Raw genomic sequence first — 17,791 nt, 5'->3', positions numbered from 1 at the left:
CCACTGATTCGGGTGAGTGATCACCCGGTCAAGCGATACCGGAGCATACACAGACCACACAGGGGCTACGCACGGTGCCCCCATAAACACGGATGCCCTCGGAAAGCCCCTGAATGGGGCGCCGATGTCACGGGTGGAAATACCCGCTGAACAGGATTTCGGCGATCTTGGTGGTGGTCTCCTGGCCGGCCTCGTAGCCGCCGGAAATCACCCGGGTGTCGTTCATCAGGGCCAGGGTGTACCGCTCGCCCGGGCCCGCGAAACCGACGGAGTTCATGATCCACGAACCGTCGTCGTTGTCGTCGGCCCAGCCGTTCTTGTTGCCCGGCCGGGCGGCCGGCCCGGCGCCCCAGACACCCCACTGCTGGTTGACGTCGACGGTGCGCAGCTCACGGACCAGGTAGTCGCGGTGCCGCGCGGGCAGCCGGGTCAGGACGTACTCGATCAGCCGGTCCAGGTCGTTCGCGGTGGTGCGGATCCAGCCCCAGTGGTGCGGGTGCCGGTCGCTGAACCGCATGTCGGTCATTCCGTAGGAAGGAAACCGACGGCCGAATTCGGCCTCGCCGCCGTAGCGGGTCCACAGCGCGTGGGCGGCGGCGTCGTCGCTGGAGTGGAGCATCCGGTGGAGGAGATCGCGGTCTTCGGCGGTCAGCGTCACGGCGCCGGAGTCGGCGCGCAGCAGCAGGTCGACGGCCATGGCGAGCTTCGGCGTGGAGCAGGCCCAGATGAGCGTGCCGGCGGCCGGGCCGCGGTGGACGGCGCCGGTCCAGCGGTCCCGCAGGACGATCCCGGTGACGCCGGGCCGGCTGTCGGCGTAGGCCTGCGCCCGGGCGATCCGCGCCCGCAGGTCCGGGCCGAAGGGATCGCCGCCTCGCGGGTCACCGCCTCGCGGGTCGTTCCGGCCGGCGGGACCGGGCGACGGCGCCAGCGCGAAGGCCGCCAGCAGCGCGATGAGCAGGAGCTTGCCCATGAGGTCCCCCGGGTGACGGCGAGCGGTGCGTGCGCCCCGAAGACTCGCACGGACGACCGGGGTGCGGCGAGTGGCTCGCCGCACCCCGGTCGCGATCAGCGCGTCGCACCCCTCTTCGAGCTCACGGGTTGACCGTCAGGAGGTGGGCCCGGAAGCCCTCGCCGTAGGTCTTGGTCGGCGTGCCGGCGTAGTCCTCGATCAGCACGTTGCCGCCGCTGCAGCCCCACGGGTTCCACGTCCAGGCCGTGTAGCCGAGGTTGTGCGCGTCCAGCCAGGCCATGACCTGGTCGATGTAGTCGTGCGCGCAGCTGTTCTGGCCGATTTCCCCGGCCTGCACCGGCACCTGGGCCGCGACCGCCCCGATCTGGCTGTCCCAGCAGGACACCGTGACGCAGGCGTTGAAGTTGTAGGTGTGCCAGGAGGCCACCAGGTTGCCCGCCGGGTCCGTGGGCTTGTACGCCAGCCACTGCGTGAGGTCGTTCGTCCACGTGAGGCCGGCGGTCATCACCACGTTCACGGCGCCGGTCGCGCGGACGGCGTCGACCAGCTCCTGCATTCCCGCGACCGGGTAGGTGATCCCGGTGCAGGTGCCGCCGTCGCGCAGGCACCGCCACGCGGCGGCCGCGTCGGACCAGTTGGCGGCCGCGTCCGGGTAGGGCTCGTTGAAAAGGTCGAACACCACGGCGTTGTCGCCCTTGAACGCGGTGGCCACCTGGCTCCAGAACGTCGGCGTGTACTGACGGCTGGGCATCGGCTTCTGGCAGGTGGCGTTGACGTCGGTGCAGGCGGAAGAGGTGCCGGTGTACTGGCCGTGCGTCCAGTGCAGGTCGAGGATCGGGGTGATCCCGTTGGCGGCCAGGAGTTTCGCGTAGTCCTTGACGGCCTGCTGGTAGGGGGCGCCGCTGGGCGTGCCGGACAGGCCGAGCCAGCAGTCCTCGTTGAGCGGGATCCGCACGGCGTGGATGTTCCACGCCTTCATCGCGTCGACCGAGGCCTGGTCGACCGGGCCGCTGTCCCACATGCCCTTGCCCTGCACGCAGGCGAACTCGCCGCTGGCCCGGTTGACGCCGAGCAGCCGGTAGGGCTTCCCGTCGGCGGTGAGCAGCTTGTTGCCCGAGACGTGCAACGCGGGCGCCGGTCCCGGCGGCGGTGGCGTGCTGGTCGTCGTGGTCGTCGTCGGCTTGGTGATCGGGGTGGTCGCCGTGGTCGGCGGCGTTCCGGTGCACGTGGCGCCGTTGACCGCGAATTCGGCGGGGGCGGTGTTGGTGCCGCTGTAGGAGAAGTTCGCGCCGGCGCTGACCGAACCACCGGCCGCGATGGTGCCGTTCCAGCTCGCGTTGGTCACGGTGACCTGCTTGCCGGACTGCGTCCAGGTACCCGACCAGCCCTGCTGAAGGGTCTGGTTGCCGGCGTAGGAGTAGGTCAGCGTCCAGCCGTCGGCCGGCGCGGAGCCGACGTTGGCGATCCCGACGACGAGGCTGAAACCGCTTTCCCAGTCGTTGGCCGAGTAGGTGACGCGGCACGCGAACGCGGCGCTCGTCTCACGCGCGGACGACACCGCCGTCGTCGACGTGACGACCCCGGCCGCGACCGCGAGGCCCGCGACCGCAAGCGCGGCAGGACGTTTTCCGGCTCTTCCCCACATCGGCACTCCCTTGTGCACCCGGACGACGGAGGCTTCTGGGAGCGTTCCCAGACGCCGTCACACCGTCGCTGCCCGGCCCCGGGATTGTCAATCACCAACGGCGGGAAGGCGGCCGATTCCGGCGAACAGCGTCCGGGGCGTTCCACCAACGAACGCAGCCGTCTCCCCCGTGCGGAGTCCCGGTCCGGCCGTCCCGGCTCGGCGGAAGATCAGCGGATCACCGGCCGGTCCGGTACTCGGCGAAGATCCCGTCGAGAACGCCCAACGCGTGCGCGGCCTCCTCGCCGGTCCGGGCCGCGGACACGAGCGTCTTCCAGAGCGCCCAGCCGCGGCCGCGGGCCCAGGTCGCGTCGTCGACGGACAGGCGTTCGCGGAACGCGCGCCGTCCCTCGGCCGTCAGCAACGTCCAGGCGATGGCCGTGTCGCAGGAGGGGTCGCCGACCCCGCAGGTGCCGAAGTCGATGACCGCCGCCAGTGCCCCGTGCTCGAGCAGGAGGTTGCCGGCCGCGACGTCACCGTGGAACCAGACGTCCCGGCCGTCCCAGCGGGCGTCCAGTGCGGTCGTCCAGATCTCGCGGGCCAGCCCGGCGTCGATGCGGCCGTCCAGCGCGGTGAGCGCGCGCTCGGCCGCCGGCTCGTAGGTGCGCAGGGTGGCGCCCCGGAACCAGTTGTGCTTCCCCGGCCGCGGCCCGCCGCCGGCCTCGACGTCCTGCAGGGCGGCCAGGAACCCGGCCAGGTCGGCGGCGAAGCGGACGGGGTCGGCGATCCGGTCCGGGCGCGCGGGTTCGCCCTCGAGCCACGGGTGGATCGACCAGGGGAACGGGTAGTCCGCGCCGGGCTGCCCGTGCGCCAGCGGGACCGGGACCGGCAGCGGCAACCGGGACGCGAGCACCGGGAGCCACCGCTGTTCCTTGTCGACGGCCAGTGCGTACTCGGCCGCGCTGGGCAGCCGCGCCACCATTTCGCCGCCGACGTGGAAGGTGAAGTTGTCCCACCCGCCGTGGGCCACCGGCCGGACCGGGAGGTCCGCCCACCGCGGGAACTGCTCGCCGATCAGCCGGCGCACGAGGTCCACGCCCACGGTGCGGCGCTGGGGCACGGGACCGAGGTCCGGGATGGTGGTCAAGACGGCGTCCTCCGGTTGATCAGGGAGAACGAGCATATGCCCGCGATAACCCGCCCTGCCTACGCTCCGCTCGTGAACAGGCGTCCCGGGCTCAGCGCGCGGCTGAAACTCGCCATCAGCTACGCCGGGTTCCTCGTGCTCGCCGGCGCGGTCCTGCTCGCCGTCGTGCAGATGTCCCTGCTGCGCTACGTGCCCGACAACGACCAGGGCCTGCTCGGCATCGCGCCGAACCGGTACCTCCTGACGCGCGTGTTCGCCCCCTCCGCGGCCACCGCGCTCGGCTTCCTGCTGGTGTTCGGCGTGCTCGGCGGCTGGCTCCTGGCCGGCCGGATGCTCGCCCCGCTCACCCGGATCGCGGACGCCGCCCGGCTGGCCGCGCACGGATCGCTGTCCCACCGCATCCGCCTGGCCGGCCCCGCCGACGAGTTCCGCGAGCTCGCCGACGTCTTCGACACGATGCTCGAACGGCTCGAGTCCCAGGTCGGCGAGCAGGAGCGGTTCGCCGCGAACGCCTCCCACGAACTGCGCACGCCGCTGGCCATTTCGCAGGCCATCCTCGACGTCGCCGGCCAGGACCCGGCCTACCCGAGGAGCGAGCTCATCGACCGGCTCCGCACGGTGAACACCCGCGCGATCGACCTCACGGAGGCCCTCCTGCTGCTCGGCCGCAGCGACCGGCGGCAGTTCGCCCGCGAGCCCGTCGACCTCTCCCTGGTGGCCGAAGAAGCCGCCGAAACGCTGTTGCCGCTGGCCGAACAACGCGAGATCACGCTCGAAGTCACCGGGGGGCCGATCCACGTGACCGGCTCCGCCGCCCTGCTGCAGCGCATGGTGACGAACCTCGTCCAGAACGCGATCGTCCACAACCACCCGGGCGGCACGGTCACCGTCCACACCGAACGACGCCGGTACGCGAGCGCGCTGCGGGTCGAGAACACCGGCCGGCCCCTCCCGCCGGAGCTGGTCCCGACCCTGACCGAGCCCTTCCAGCGCGGGACCGGGCGCGCCCGCACCGAGGGACACGACGGCGTCGGCCTCGGGCTGGCGATCGTGCACAGCATCGTCCGGGCCCACGACGGGATGCTCGAACTGCGGCCCCGCCCGGCCGGCGGCCTCCTCGTCACGGTCCGGCTGCCGGCCCGGTAGGGCGGCATTTTCCTTCAACAGCCGTGCGTTTCCATTTCGCCTCCTCCACCGGTTGTCCGGGCTTCCGAAGATCGAGCCCGACGCTACAACCGGAATTCCCCGCGGTCATGACGGCCACGCGGGGGTCAAGGAGCGACGTCAGCTTTCGGACCGGTTGGCCAGCGAACGGTATTCGCCGATTTCGCCGGCCTGGATGAGACCGTCCTGAATGGCGCGCGCCAGTAGCGCGTCCTTTGTGGTCGCGCGCCGGCCGACGGCGGCGTATTTGGTCCTGGCCCGGTCGATGTACTGCTTCACCGTGGCTTCGCTGATCCCCATCCGCCGCCCGACGGACGCCTTCGACATCCCTTGGAACCAGTGCTTGAGCGCGGCGAGTTCCTGGCCCGAAAGGGCCGGGCGGACCGGCCGGTCGTCGGCGATCATCGCGCCCGCGCTGGACGGGGTGACGTAGGGCCGGTCCTCGGCGACGGCCACGATCGTCTCCACGCAGTGCTCGCGGCTTTCGTCCTTTTCGAGGAACTCCGCGCCCGCGTCGAGGACGGCGAGGACGTTTTCGGGTTCGGAGTGCGCGGAGAACACCACCACGCGGTACCCGGCCTCGGTCAGCTCGGCGATCCGGTCGACGATGAGCGTGCCGCGCAGGTTGAGGTCGACCAGCAGGACGTCGGCCTGGCCGCCGGGGCCGGCGAGGACCTCGTCGACGTCGGCCCCGCCCGCCACCACCCGCACCCGCCGGTCCGGGTCGCGGTCGACCCACGACCGGACCCCGTCGATCACGACCTCGTGGTCTTCGATGATGGCGACGGTGATCCGCCGCTCCAGCTGGTCTGCACCCACAGCGACTCCCCCTCCCGTTGGCACTCGACCCCGACCTGCCCGCTCGCCCGCGGGGCCGGCACGGTGCCGGCGTCGGCGATGACACTCACCTGCACCTCGCCCCCGCCGCCCGAAATGGTCACCCGGGCGTGGGTGCGCGCCGAGCTCAGCACCTCGATGACCGGCTCGATCAGCTCGCGCCGGACCGGCACCGGCACGGCAGCAGGCAGCGCACCGGACACGCTCATCCGCACCGGCACCCCCCGTGCCTCGGCGACGTCGAGGGACGCGCGCACCTCGTGCAGCAGCGGATCGGGCACCTCGTCGGCTTCCAGGAACAGGCGGCGGAGCCGGGCGGCTTCGATCGCGCACCGGCGCTGCACGGCCGGATCGGCCGGATCGCTGGTCCCGTCGGCCAGGCCGGCCAGCACCACGGCCGCGGTGCGCTGGAGGAACTCGTGCCGCCGGACGCGGGCGGCGTGCGCCTGCTCGGCGGCCAAGCGCCGGGTCTCCACTTCGGCCCGCGCGGTGGCCGCCTCGACGGCGCCGTCGACGATCCGGCGCTGCGTGCGCACGCCGTACGCCAGCGCGACCTGCAGCGCGGCCGAGCCGCCCAGGCTGGTCAAGACCAGCGCGACGTCCTGCAGATCCGGCTCGGCCAGCAGGAACAGGGCGGCGGTGGAGGCGGCGCCGTTGCCGGCCAGCACCACGGCCAGCGGCGCGGCCGAGCGTCCCCAGCTCGCCAGGACGCCGAGCCAGCCCGCCGCGCCGAACGCCCAGTTCTCGAAGCTGACGACCGCGCCGTCCGCGTTGACCGCGACCACCACGCTGATGGTCAAGGTCAGCGCGACCACCAGCCACGGCCGGCGCACGACCCCGTCGCGGAGCAGCTGGACCGTGCCGGCCACGAGCACCGCCGTGTACAGCGCCCACATCACGGGCGAAACCCACACCCACCGGAAATCCGGCCACATCAGCAGCACCGCGGCGGTGTCGAAGCCGCCGTGCCACAGCCCCGCCATGCACGCGGTCACGATGATGGTCCCGCGCTGGTACCGCGCGGCGAGGGACACGCTGGTGTCGTCAGCCACCGGCCCGCCACCTGAGCGTGACGACGGTCCCGCGCCCGGGCGACGAACGGACGACGGCGTCGCCCCCGATCGCCGCCAGCCGTCCCACGACGGCTTCGCGCAGGCCGTACTTGTACGCGGGCACCGCCGCCGGGTCGAAGCCGCGCCCGGTGTCGGCCACGGTCACCACGATCTCGCCCGCCTCGTTCGCCAGTACCAGGGACGCGTGGCCGACCCCGGCGTACCGGCGCGCGTTGACCAGCGCCGCGCCGGCGGCCCAGGCGAAGGCGTCGGCGACCACCGCCGGCGCCTCGCAGGCGGCGAGCTCCAGCCGGACCCCGGACGGCCACCCCGCGCGGGCCGGGACGTCCCGCAGCAGGCGGTCGAGCCGGACCAGCCCGGTCCCGGCCCCGTCGCCGTCGCCGTCGCGGAGGTCCGACACGACGTCCAGGTCGGCACGGGCCTGCGCGCGCAGCCGGGCCGAAGAGGCGGTGATGGCCCCGGACCCGACCATCGTCAACGTGGCGAGCACGGTGTCGTGCAGCCGCCGGTCGGCTTCGCGCTCTTCGGCCCGCCGGAGCCGGTCGGCCCGGGCGCGGGACTGGCTGCGGTGGAACTCGGCCAGTTCCGCGTCGGCGGCGCACCCCACCCGCCGCAGGAGCGCCAGCAGCACCAGACCGCACACGTTCTGCAGCGAGTACACCCCGGCCTGCGCGATCCCGGCCCCCGGCACGCCCGCGAGCACCTGGCCGGCGACGTACGCGGCGATGACCAGGAATCCCCCGGCGACCCCGGCGACGGGCCGCACCCCGATGTGGCCGTAGATGACGCGCACCCCGATGAGCACCGCGATCCACGAGGCACCCGACGGGAGGGCCCCGGGAGACACCAGTTGCCCCTGCAGCAGGCAGAGCGCCACGACCTCGGCCAGATCGACCGCCAGCAGCCCGCCGGTGATCCGGCGGCGCACCGCGCACCAGACGAAGAAGGCCGACCAGGCCAGGTTCCCGCCCGCGGCGACGAGGGTCATCGCCGGCGACTGAGCGGCGTCGAGCACAGCGGCGAAGGCACCGGTGGCCCCGAGCGAACCACGCGCGATCGCCGCACACCGGAAGAGCACCCGGTCCGTCGCGCGGCTGGCGTCGCCCTCCTCCGTCGTACGCCGTTCGCCCACCAGCACCTCCGCCTCGGAGACGAGGCTAACCGGGGAATCGGCCCTGTCATGACGGCCAATCGGATGTCACCCGCTCGGCGTCCACCGCGCCTGGCGGCTGGGCCGGGACACCGGTCAGCGTCCCGGTTTCCCGGCGATGACCGCCGGTTCGAACAGCGACAAGTCCACGGAGGCGGCCAGCGCCCGGTAGCCCGCGTCGCTGCCGTGCAGGTGGTCACCGGAGTGGAAATCCGCCCGGATCCGGCTGGGGTGGTCCGGGTCGCGCCAGACGGCGTCGAAGTCGAGCACCGCGTCGAACGCGCCGCCCGTGCGGATCCACGCGTTGACCTCGTGGCGCGCGGCCTCGGCCGCCGTCGAGTAGGCCTCCGAGCCTTCGAAGGGCGCGATCGTGGTGGCGTACACGAGCACACCGCGTTCGCGCGCCCGCGCCACCAGCTGCCGGAAACCGGCGATGACGTCGTCCGTGGTCACCGGAGCGCCGGGGAACATCTTCAGGAAATCGGCCATCGGGCCGTCGTCGCGCGGGGCGGCGGAGATCGCGATGTCGTTGCCGCCCGCGGACACCACGACGCAACCGAGGCCCGGCGTCGCCAGCACGTCCCGGTCGAAGCGGGCCAGTACCGCGGGCCCGATGCCGTCGTTGAGCAGCCGGTTGCCGCTGATCCCCTGGTTGACGACGAAACCGGCGCCGCGCGCGGCCAGCAGTTCGGGCCAGCTGTGGTGGGTGTCCGGAGTGGACCCGGCGCCGTCGGTGCGCGAGTCGCCGACCACGACGACGGCCGAGGCCGGTGCGCCGGGGAGCACGTCGACGGCGGAAAGCAGCGCCCGCACCGGCAGCACCGTGGCGTCCGGCGGCAGCGCGGACGCGGCGACGGCGTCACCCGGGATCGTCCAGCCGGTGTCCAGCACCGGGTCGTGGCAGGTGCAGGTCTCCACGCGTTCCGGCAGGTAGAGGCTGATGGACAGCTCGGCGAGCGCGGACACGGGCAGGTCCACCGGATCACTCGGCATCGGCGCACCCACCGGGACGGTGACGGCCGTGGCCCCCGAAAACGTCAGCACGCGCTCGTCCCGCACCCCACCGCCGGGCAGCGCGAAGCCCACCCGCGCCGCGCCGATGGTCAGGGGCGTGGTGCCGAACTCGTTGGTGAACCGCACGCGCACCCGGCGCCCACCGCCGCTGAGGCGCACCACCTGGCGGAGCGTCACGTCGGCGAGGGGCGGGTGGCTGTCGAGCGAGCGCAGCCCCTCGTCGGGCGATTGGGGCGAAGCACCCCAGCTGCGGACCCAGGAAATCTCCGGCTCGGTCATGTCTGCCTCCGTTGGTCGATTCGACGTCCGCAGGCTGCCGCCGTCCGCTCACACGCGACGCACGCGGCGCTGACACGCCCCGCCCGGCTGAGGGCCGCGGCACCGGGCGCGCGAAGATCGGGGCATGGACGGGCTTCGCATCACGCTGCTGGGCACGTTCCAGGTGAGCCGGGGCGACGCGGTCCTGCCGGTACCGGGCACGCGGCTGCGGAACCTGCTCGTCCGGCTGGCGCTCGCCGGCGGCCGTGCGGTCGAGCCCGGCGTGCTGGTCGACGCGGTGTGGGGCGACGAGCCGCCGTCCGGCACCGCCTCGGCCCTGCAGACGCTCGTCTCCCGGCTGCGCCGCGCCCTCGCGCCGGCCGACGGCCTCCTCGTGCAGGTCGCGGGCGGCTACCGGCTGGCGGTGGACCCCGCCGACGTCGACGCGCTGCGGTTCGAGCAGCTCACCGCGGCCGGCCGGGAGCGGCTGCGGGCCGGTGACGCGCACGCCGCGGGCGCCGCGCTGGCCGAGGCCGTGGCGTTGTGGGGCGAGCCCGCGCTCATCGCCGCCGTCGCCCCCGCGGTGGCCACCCGGCTGGCCCGGCTGTCGCTCGAGGCCGTCACCGACCTGGCCGACGCGGAACTGGCGCTGGGCCGCGCCGAGCCGGCCGCCGCCCGGCTGACCGCGTTGCTGGCCGAGCACCCGGCGCACGAGCGGGCGGCGGCCCTGCTGCTGGACGCGCTCGCCACGCAGGGACGTCAGGCCGAGGCGCTGACCGTCTACGAGCGGGTCCGCCGGACCCTGGCCGACGACCTCGGCGCCGACCCGGGCACCGCACTGCGGGAACGCCACCTGCGTCTGCTGGAGCCCGCCGAGCCCGTGCCGGTGCGGGTCCGGCCCGCGCCCCTGCCGACCCCGCTGACCAGCTTCGTCGGCCGCGACGACGACCTCGCGCGCATCGCCGCCCTGCTCACGACGGGACGTCTGGTCACCGTCCTCGGCCCCGGTGGCGCCGGCAAGACCCGGCTCGCGCTGGAGGCGGCGCGGCGGCACGGCCACGACGTCCGGCTCGTCGACCTCGCGTCCGTCACCGAGCCGTCGAAGGTCGCCCCCGCCGTGCTCGCCGGGATCGGGCTGCGGGGCAGTGCGCTGTTCGACGCCCGGCGGCGGGCCGGGGGCGGCGAGCTCGACGTGCTCGTCAGCGAACTCGGCGGCCGGGAAAGCCTGCTGCTGATCGACAACTGCGAGCACCTGATCGACGCCGTGGCCCACCTGGTCGCGACGCTGCTGCCGCGCTGCGCCGGCCTGCGCGTGCTCGCCACCAGCCGCGAACCGCTGGCGGTGGACGGCGAAGCCCTCGTTCCGCTGGGCCCGCTCGCCCTGCCCGGCCCGGCCGACGACGTCCGCGAGGTGGCTTCGGTGCGCTTGTTCAGCGAGCGGGCCGCGGCCGTGCGGCCCGGGTTCGCCGTCGACGAAACGACGTGGCCCGACATCGTGCGCGTGGTGCGCGGCCTGGACGGCCTGCCGCTGGCCCTCGAGCTGGCCGCCGCCCGGCTGCGGACGCTGTCGCTGCCCGACCTGGCGGCCGGGCTCGCCGACCGGTTCCGGCTGCTCACCACCGGCAGCCGGACCGCGCCGCCGCGGCACCGCACCCTGCGTGCGGTCATCGCGTGGAGCTGGGAGCTGCTCGACGAGCGCGAACGCACGGTCGCGGACCGGATCTCCGTGCTGCCCGGCGGGGTCACGGCCGCCTCGGCCGCCGCCGTCTGCGCCGGCACCGCCGTGCCCGCCGGGGAAATCCCGGATCTGCTCGCCACCCTCGTCGACCGGTCGCTGCTGCAGCTGGCGCCCGGCCCCGGCCGCTACCGCATGCTCGAAAGCCTCCGGGAGTACGGCGTCGACCGCCTCACCGGCGCCGGCGAACTCGGCGTCGCCCGTGACCTGGCCGCCACGCACTTCGCCGGGCTGATGGCCCGCCACGACCCCGAGCTGCGCGGCCCCGGCCAGCTGGCGGCGATGGCGGTCATCGGCGCCGAGTACGACAACACGCTCGCCGCCCTGCGGCACCGGTGCGCCACCGGCGACTCCGCCGCCGCGATCGCCCTGGCCCTGTCGCTGACGTGGTACTGGCAGATGTTCGGCCGCGACTCCGACGCCCGCTACTGGCTGGGTGAGGCCTTGGCGGTGCCCGGCGGCCCGCCGTCGCCCGAACGGGACTGCGCCCGGGCCGCCCACCTGCTCAGCCGGGCGGCCACGCTGCCCGCGGACGCCGGGGAAACGCGTGAGCTGGCCGGCCGGCTGCTGGCGCACCCGGAGCTGCCGAGCCACTACCGCGTTTTCGGCCCGATGCTGCTCTTCCTGCTGGGCGACGAAACCGCACTCCCGCTCTTCCGGCAGCTCGCCGACGGCGACGACGGGTGGCTGTCCGGGCTGGCCCACACGTTCCAGGCCGAGATCGCCGAGAACGCGGGCGAACTCGACCGGGTGCGCGTCCACGTGGCGGCGGCCCTCGCCCGCTTCGAGCAGGTCGGCGACCGGTGGGGCCGGGCGGCGATCCTGCCGATGCGCGCCCAGCTGCGCCGCTACGACGACCTCGACGGCGCACTGGCCGACCTGCGCGAAGCCCGGGAGCTGGCGGGCGAATTCGGCGCGCTCAGCCTCGGCGACCAGCTCTACAACGACCTGCGCTGGATCGACCTGCACATCCGGCGGGACGAGACCGACCGGGGCCTGGCGATGATCGACGCCGCCCGGGAGCGGGTGCGGCGCGCGTCCCCGCCGGAACTGGTGGTCCTGATCGACGGCTGGGAGGCCGGCCTGCGGGTGCGCCTCGGTGACCTGGCCGGGGCCGGTGCCCTGCTCGAGGCCGCCGAACGCCGGCTGCCGGACGGCACCGGGTTCCCGGTGGACCACGCCCGGACGCTGCTCGCCGGCGCCCGGGCCGCGCGCTGCCTGGCCCTGGGCGACCTGGCCGGCGCGGACAAGGCGGTGCGGGAGGCGTACGCGGCCGCGCTGGCGGCCCGGGACCTGCCGATCCTGTCGCTGGTGGCGGTGCACACGGCCGCGCTCGCCGAAGCACGGGGACGGCCGCGCGATTCGGCCGTGCTGCTCGGCGCCGCCGCCCGCCTGCGTGGCGCGCACGACCGCACCGATCCGCAGGTCCGCGAGCTCACCGGCCGTGGCCGGGCCGCGCTGGGCGAGGACGAGTTCGCCGCGGCGTACGCGGAAGGCTGGGCACTGGACACCCAGGCGGCGCTGGCGGTGAGCGATCCGGCCCGGCTCGTGGGGTGAGCCTGGTCAGCGGTGAACGCTGTGCGCGCGGTGTGCGTGCCGTGTGCGTGACGGCGGCCAGCCTCGGGGTCACGTAGTCGACCTCGAGAAAGCGGTTTGTCATGCATGACGTGGTGATCGTGGGAGCCGGCCCGGTCGGGCTGTTCCTCGCCGGCGAACTCGGCCTCGCGGGCCGCTCGGTGCTGGTGCTCGAACGGGAGCCGGAGCCGCGCTCGCCGTGGCGGAGCTTCCCGCTCGGCATGCGGGGCCTGTCGGCCGGGTCGGTCGAGGCGTTCCACCGCCGGGGCATGCTGTCGCCGCTGCTGGCCGCGTCCGATGTGGACGAACGGCCGGTGCCGGACGAGCCGGAGCCGCCGCGCTCGGTCGGCCACTTCGCCGGAACGCCCCTCGACCCGGCCGCCGTCGACCTCGCGCGGTTCCCGCACCGCCTGCCGAGCCCGGCGCTCGACGGGATCATGACCAGCCTGGAGGCGGTGGAGACGGTGCTGGCCGAGCGGGCGGGCAAGCTCGGCGTCGAGATCCGCCGCGGCGTCGAGGTCACGGCCGTCACCCAGGACGGCTCGGGCGTGGTCGCCTGGGCCGGCGACCGGGAGTACCCGGCCCGCTGGCTCGTCGGCTGCGACGGCGGCCGCAGCGCGGTGCGGCGGCTGGCGGGCTTCGCGTTCGACGGCACCGAGCCGCAGCTGACGGGCTACCTCGCGCTGGCCACGCTCGCCGATCCCGGTGTGCTGCGCCGGGGCTTCACCGTGACGCCGGAGGGCATGTACCTGACGATGTCCGAGCCGGGCCACCTGGGCGTACTGGACTTCGACGGCGGGGCGTACGACCGCTCCCGGCCGCCGACCCGCGAGCACCTCCAGTCGGTGCTGCGCCGCGTGTCCGGCACGGACGTGACGATCGCCGAGGTGCACCTGGCGTCCACCTTCACCGACCGGGCGAAGCAGACGAGCACGTACCGCCGCGGCCGCGTCCTGCTGGCCGGGGACGCGGCCCACATCCATTCCCCGCTGGGCGGCCAGGGCCTCAACCTCGGCATCGGCGACGCGATGAACCTGGGCTGGAAGCTGGCGGCGACGGCGGCGGGCACCGCGCCATCGGAGCTTTTGGACACGTACACGGCCGAGCGCCACCCGGTCGGCGAGCGGGTGCTCGATTGGTCCCGGGCCCAGGTGGCGGTGATGCGCCCGGACCGGCATTCCCGCGCGGCCCGCGCGGTGCTCGAAGACCTCCTCGCCACGCGCGACGGAACGACGTACGTGTTCGAGCGCCTGTCCCCGGCACGGTACGACTGGGGCGGCGAGCAGCGCCTGGCCGGTCACAACGCCCCGGAATTCGTGCTGGCGGACGGAACCACCCTGGCCGACCTCCTCCACAACGGCCACGGCGTCGCCCTCGACTTCAGCGCGGACGCCCGCTTGCACGAGGTCGCATCGCGCTACGGCAACCGGATCCGCTACGCGGCCGGCCCGGCCCGGAACGACCTCGGCTTCGGCGCGGTGCTCGTCCGCCCGGACGGGATCGTCGCGTGGACGGGCGACCGGGTGCCGGATCCCGGGTCGTTCGAGGAGGCCGTGCGCCGCTGGTTCTGACCGATGTCCGAAGTTCAGGCCGGTTCCCGGCGAAGGGACAGCGCCATTTCGCTCCGGCAAGGCGAAGTCATGCGGCCAACCGGTTGGAGGACGAGCGGCGGCCCGGTGGATGAGGTCGGCCGCCGCCCGTCCGCGTAGCGGCGATGCCTCAGGGGGAGGGGAGGTATCGCCGCGGGTCTGTGCCGGGTCGGTCAGTGCGTGGGGCGGGTCGTCGGCGGGCCGGTCGGGTGGGTGCTGGGCGCTCCGGCCGGGTGGGTGGCCGTCGCGTGGTCCTTGCCGCCCGGGTCCGCCGGGGCGCCGGTCGGGTGCGCCGGCTTCGCGGCTTCTTCCTTCAGCAGCGCGTCGCAGTAGCCGTCGACCTTGGTCCTGTCGCCCGCGGCCGTGATCAGCGCGGTGAACGCGGGGCTCTCCAGTGCCTTGCCGTGCTCGGCCTTGTCGCCGGCGCTGTACGCGTGGCACAGCCCTGCCAGCGAGGGTGACGGCGACGGCTGGTCCGCCGTCCGGGTCGCCACGGGTGCGTGCGTGGTCGTGACCTCGGCCGCGGGGCCGGCCGTCGGCTGGGCATGGCTGGACGCCGCGGGCGCCGGGGACGGCGCATCGCCGGCCTGGAAGGGCAGCGCGCCGGTGACGGCGGCCGCGGCGACTCCGCCGACGGTGAACACCGCCGCGGCGGCCGCCGCGACCTTCACCGTGAGCAGCCTCGCCCACCTGGTCTTGATCATCGAAGGGCTCCGGGGTAGCGGGGCGGGAGCGTGCTGAGCCGCCTCGCGGAACGCCGTCATGGCGGCCGGTTCCCCGGTCTGCTCGCCGTCGCGCGGTGGGGCGGCCGCGGCGGCGAGCAGGCCGGCCAGCGCGTCCGGGGCGTCGCCCGGCACACCTCGAAGCACCTGCTCCGCGGTGCGCCGGCCGATCCGGCGTCCTTGCTGCTTGCCCATCACACACCCCTCAGCGCCGGGCCGCCCGAAAGTGTCACACCCGGCCGCCGAGGCGGTCGGCCAGCGTGCGAAGTCCCCGGTAGGCGGCGGTGCGCACGGCTCCGGGGCGCTTGCCCAGCACGGCCGCGGCCGCCTTGGCGTCGAGCCCGACGACGGCCCGCAGCACCACCGCCTCGGCCTGGTCACGCGGCAGCGTCGCGATCAGGGCCAGCGCCGCGTCGGTGGCCGTCGCCTCGATCGCCGCCCCGGCGGTGTCGTCGGGGGCGGGCCGCTCGGGGAACCACTCGGCCGGCGCCTCGGCGACCGGGCGGCGGCGCCGGTGCCGCAGGTGGTCCAGCGCCCGATTCCGCCCGATCGTCGCGGTCCAGGCGCGGAAACCGTCCGCGTCGCCGCGGAACGCGGCCAGGTCCCGGGTGATGTGCAGCCAAGCCTCCGAGGCGACGTCCTCGGCGTCCTGTCCCACCAGGACCCGCAGGTACCGGCACAGGCCGGGCTGCACCGACCGGTACAGCAGGCGGAACGCGTCCTCGTCGCCCCGCTGCGCCCGCTCGAGCGCCGCCGACAGCTCGTCGCCGGCGACCGGCTCACCGGGCGTACGCCGGGCACGTTGAGGGACCGACTCCAGCACCACACGCATCCTTTGCGGTCAGCCCCACCGCGTTGACCGCGTCATCATGGTCCATCGGCCGGGCGGGCAAAAGACCGCCCCACGGGCGCGTGCGGCGCGAGCCGGCCCGCCACCAGCAGCGTGACAGCCACCAGCAGGTAGCCCGCCGCGGCCGCCACCACCACGGCCACCGGGCCGACGCCCGCGCTCACCGTCCCCGCCACCGCGCTGCCCGCCGGGAACCCGAGGGACGAGATCGCCGACCGGGCGCCCATCACGCGGCCCCGGACCGACTCCGGGGTGAGGCCCTGCACCGAGGTGCGCTCGACCGCGAAGTACGGTCCCCAGCACGCGCTCGCCGCCGCGACGAGCACGACCGCCGGAACGAGCGTGCCGGCGGCCGGCAGCAAGGCGAACGGCACCGCACCGGCGAGGACGACGGCCGCGATGCGCCGGCCCGGCGGAAGCCGCAGCACGAGCGGCGTGCCGAGGACGACCCCGGCCAGGCCGCCGACGCCCGTCGCGCCCACCAGGAGCCCGTACCCGACCGGGCCGGTGTGCAGGACCTCCTTGCTCAGCACCGGGTAGAGGACCTCGGTCATCCCGCCGAGGAAGAGGAACCCGCACGTCGCCACCGAGGTCCAGAGCACGGCAGGCAGGCGCAGGATGACGCCGAAACCGGGCCGGACGCGGTCGGCGGGGACCGGCTCGATGCGCGACAGGCCCAAGCACAACGCGCTCATCACGAAGAAGCTCACCGCGTCGGCGGCCAGCGCGACCGGCGCGGTGGCCGCCGCGACGAGCGCGCCGGCCAGCGGCGGGCCGAGCACCGCGGCCGCCTCCCAGTTCGTGGCCAGCGCCGTGTTCGCGGCGGCCAGGTCCGGCGGCGGCACCAGCCGGGGGACGACAGCGCTTTCGGCGACCTCGGTCAGCGTCGACATCGCGGCGGCGCAGGCGGAAAGGACGCACAGCACCGCGACACCGAGCCCGCCGAGCAGCCACAGCACCGGAACGAGTCCGATGAGGACACCGCGGACGGCGTTGTCCCAGCCCAGCAGCCACCGCGGCTGGATCCGGTCCAGCAGGTGACCGGCGAGGGGCCCGGCCAGGGCGCGGGGAAGCCCTTGGCACAGCGCGACCAGCCCGAGTTCCGCGGGCCCGGCCATGGTCAGCACCAGCCAGGAAACCGCGACCACGGTGACGACGTCACCGGTGCGGGACAGCAGCATGCCGAGCCAGAACCGGCGGAACGACGGATTTTCTTTCACCACAACGAAAGCGCGCACGGCAAACTCCCCCGCATCTGCCGGATTTCCTCGTGGGAAAACCATAGCAATCCGAACCCGGTTGATTAAAGCGCCGATTTTCGGAAAGTGGCCCCACGCGAAAAATCACAACAACGGCGGCCCCGGCTCAAGCGCCGCTAGCCGGTCACCGGCCGGGCGGCGCAGTCGAACAACGTCATGCCGCTCGGGGTCCGGAGCGGCACCGGCGCGCAGTGGCCGCGCGCCCACGCCGCGCGTTCGCCGAGCACCCCGGCAGGCCGGGCACCGCGGTCAGGTACAGGAACCGCAGCTGTCCCGCCCGGACAAGCCCGGCGACCTCGTCCGGCTCGGGATACGGCCAAAAGCCGGTGAACCCGCCCATCGGGAGCACGCTGTAGCCGGCGGCGAGGTACGGCGACGCGGTGCTCGCGTCACCGGTCGCGAACAGGAACCGTTCCCCCGCGTGCCGCGCCCGCAGGTACTCCAGCAAGCCGGGGTCGACGTCGGAGCCGGGCAGGGGCGCGTCGATCGCGGGCACCGGCCCGGTCGGCGGCACGCCGAGGATCCGGGCCAGGGTGATGCGGGGATCGGCGACGCCGAAGACCGCGACGTCCGTCTGCGGTCCGGCCGCCGTCCGGCGGCTGGCGCGGGGTTTCACCGGCCTGCTGCGCCGCGCGCGGGATGCGGGCGAACTGAACCCGGGCTTGGACGCGGAAGCCTTCGCGTGGTCACTGATGTCCTTCGTGGCCGCTCGATCGTTCCGCCGCGCGGTCGTCACCGACCCCGACCTCGAACGGCGCTTGGTCGAGCAGCTCCTGCGAACCCTCGGCGATCGCTCGTAGCGACCCCCGGACGCGGCTCGGGGC

14 protein-coding genes are annotated in these 17,791 nt (G+C 74.4%); 3 read left to right on the top strand and 11 right to left on the bottom strand.

Features of this window, described 5'->3' with window-relative positions; all coding sequences use genetic code 11:
- Positions 1-127: 127 nt before the first annotated feature.
- From DV20_RS17255 to DV20_RS17245, 3 genes are all read right to left on the bottom strand, one after another.
- Positions 128-970 (bottom strand): serine hydrolase, encoded by an 843-nt coding sequence (locus DV20_RS17255; RefSeq protein WP_043781417.1) that lies wholly within the window; start codon positions 968-970, stop codon positions 128-130.
- A gap of 121 nt (positions 971-1,091) precedes the next feature.
- Positions 1,092-2,615, bottom strand: a complete 1,524-nt coding sequence (locus DV20_RS17250) for a cellulase family glycosylhydrolase (protein WP_043781415.1) — start codon at positions 2,613-2,615, stop codon at positions 1,092-1,094.
- 217 nt (positions 2,616-2,832) lie between these two features.
- Complete coding sequence (locus DV20_RS17245) at positions 2,833-3,741, bottom strand: aminoglycoside phosphotransferase family protein (protein WP_043781414.1); 909 nt, start codon at positions 3,739-3,741, stop codon at positions 2,833-2,835.
- Between the two features lie 72 nt (positions 3,742-3,813).
- On the opposite strand from DV20_RS17245, the gene DV20_RS17240 reads away from it, so the two are divergent.
- Positions 3,814-4,887, top strand: coding sequence for a sensor histidine kinase (locus DV20_RS17240; protein WP_200876448.1), 1,074 nt, complete (start codon positions 3,814-3,816; stop codon positions 4,885-4,887).
- 138 nt (positions 4,888-5,025) lie between these two features.
- Here the strand turns inward: DV20_RS17240 and DV20_RS17235 are convergent, their stop codons facing one another.
- The 4 genes from DV20_RS17235 to DV20_RS17220 all read right to left on the bottom strand — a co-directional run bounded on the left by DV20_RS17235 (position 5,026) and on the right by DV20_RS17220 (position 9,258).
- Positions 5,026-5,724 carry a response regulator gene (locus DV20_RS17235; protein ID WP_043781412.1) on the bottom strand — a complete coding sequence of 233 codons (699 nt, stop codon included), beginning with the start codon at positions 5,722-5,724 and terminating at the stop codon, positions 5,026-5,028.
- On the bottom strand, positions 5,661-6,794 hold the full coding sequence (locus tag DV20_RS43125) for a hypothetical protein (protein WP_051736028.1): 1,134 nt from the start codon (positions 6,792-6,794) through the stop codon (positions 5,661-5,663). Before DV20_RS43125 ends, DV20_RS17235 begins: the two co-directional genes overlap by 64 nt.
- Positions 6,787-7,947 (bottom strand): sensor histidine kinase, encoded by a 1,161-nt coding sequence (locus DV20_RS17225; RefSeq protein WP_051736027.1) that lies wholly within the window; start codon positions 7,945-7,947, stop codon positions 6,787-6,789. The genes DV20_RS43125 and DV20_RS17225 overlap by 8 nt, the downstream gene beginning before the upstream one ends.
- A 114-nt stretch (positions 7,948-8,061) precedes the next feature.
- Entirely contained in the window at positions 8,062-9,258 is a 1,197-nt protein-coding gene (locus DV20_RS17220; protein WP_043781411.1) for an SGNH/GDSL hydrolase family protein, read from the bottom strand.
- 124 nt (positions 9,259-9,382) lie between these two features.
- Between DV20_RS17220 and DV20_RS47000 the strand changes: the two genes are divergently transcribed.
- A complete protein-coding gene (locus tag DV20_RS47000) occupies positions 9,383-12,529 on the top strand; it encodes a BTAD domain-containing putative transcriptional regulator (RefSeq protein ID WP_043781410.1) in 3,147 nt (1,048 codons plus the stop codon).
- 101 nt (positions 12,530-12,630) lie between these two features.
- Positions 12,631-14,118 (top strand): FAD-dependent monooxygenase, encoded by a 1,488-nt coding sequence (locus DV20_RS17210; protein ID WP_043781409.1) that lies wholly within the window; start codon positions 12,631-12,633, stop codon positions 14,116-14,118.
- A gap of 191 nt (positions 14,119-14,309) precedes the next feature.
- Here DV20_RS17210 and DV20_RS17205 read toward each other — a convergent pair whose 3' ends face one another.
- The 4 genes from DV20_RS17205 to DV20_RS17190 form a co-directional block, all read right to left on the bottom strand.
- Positions 14,310-15,053 carry a hypothetical protein gene (locus DV20_RS17205; RefSeq protein WP_051736026.1) on the bottom strand — a complete coding sequence of 248 codons (744 nt, stop codon included), beginning with the start codon at positions 15,051-15,053 and terminating at the stop codon, positions 14,310-14,312.
- A gap of 34 nt (positions 15,054-15,087) precedes the next feature.
- Positions 15,088-15,681 carry an RNA polymerase sigma factor gene (locus tag DV20_RS17200; protein WP_200876447.1) on the bottom strand — a complete coding sequence of 198 codons (594 nt, stop codon included), beginning with the start codon at positions 15,679-15,681 and terminating at the stop codon, positions 15,088-15,090.
- A 44-nt stretch (positions 15,682-15,725) separates the two neighbouring features.
- Positions 15,726-16,946 carry an MFS transporter gene (locus DV20_RS17195; RefSeq protein ID WP_160169736.1) on the bottom strand — a complete coding sequence of 407 codons (1,221 nt, stop codon included), beginning with the start codon at positions 16,944-16,946 and terminating at the stop codon, positions 15,726-15,728.
- A gap of 175 nt (positions 16,947-17,121) precedes the next feature.
- A complete protein-coding gene (locus DV20_RS17190) occupies positions 17,122-17,583 on the bottom strand; it encodes a mannosyltransferase YkcB-related protein (protein ID WP_043781407.1) in 462 nt (153 codons plus the stop codon).
- Positions 17,584-17,791: the final 208 nt, after the last annotated feature.

Source organism: Amycolatopsis rifamycinica, assembly GCF_000695625.1.
Taxonomy (GTDB): domain Bacteria; phylum Actinomycetota; class Actinomycetes; order Mycobacteriales; family Pseudonocardiaceae; genus Amycolatopsis; species Amycolatopsis rifamycinica.
Note: the sequence above shows the minus strand (reverse complement) of the source record. Positions and strands in the feature narration are given on the sequence as shown.

Coding starts and splice junctions, on each gene's coding strand:
- DV20_RS17255 (WP_043781417.1), bottom strand. CDS start 970: ATGGGCAAGCTCCTGCTCATCGCGCTGCTGGCGGCCTTCGCGCTGGCG.
- DV20_RS17250 (WP_043781415.1), bottom strand. CDS start 2,615: ATGTGGGGAAGAGCCGGAAAACGTCCTGCCGCGCTTGCGGTCGCGGGC.
- DV20_RS17220 (WP_043781411.1), bottom strand. CDS start 9,258: ATGACCGAGCCGGAGATTTCCTGGGTCCGCAGCTGGGGTGCTTCGCCC.
- DV20_RS47000 (WP_043781410.1), top strand. CDS start 9,383: ATGGACGGGCTTCGCATCACGCTGCTGGGCACGTTCCAGGTGAGCCGG.
- DV20_RS17210 (WP_043781409.1), top strand. CDS start 12,631: ATGCATGACGTGGTGATCGTGGGAGCCGGCCCGGTCGGGCTGTTCCTC.
- DV20_RS17205 (WP_051736026.1), bottom strand. CDS start 15,053: ATGGGCAAGCAGCAAGGACGCCGGATCGGCCGGCGCACCGCGGAGCAG.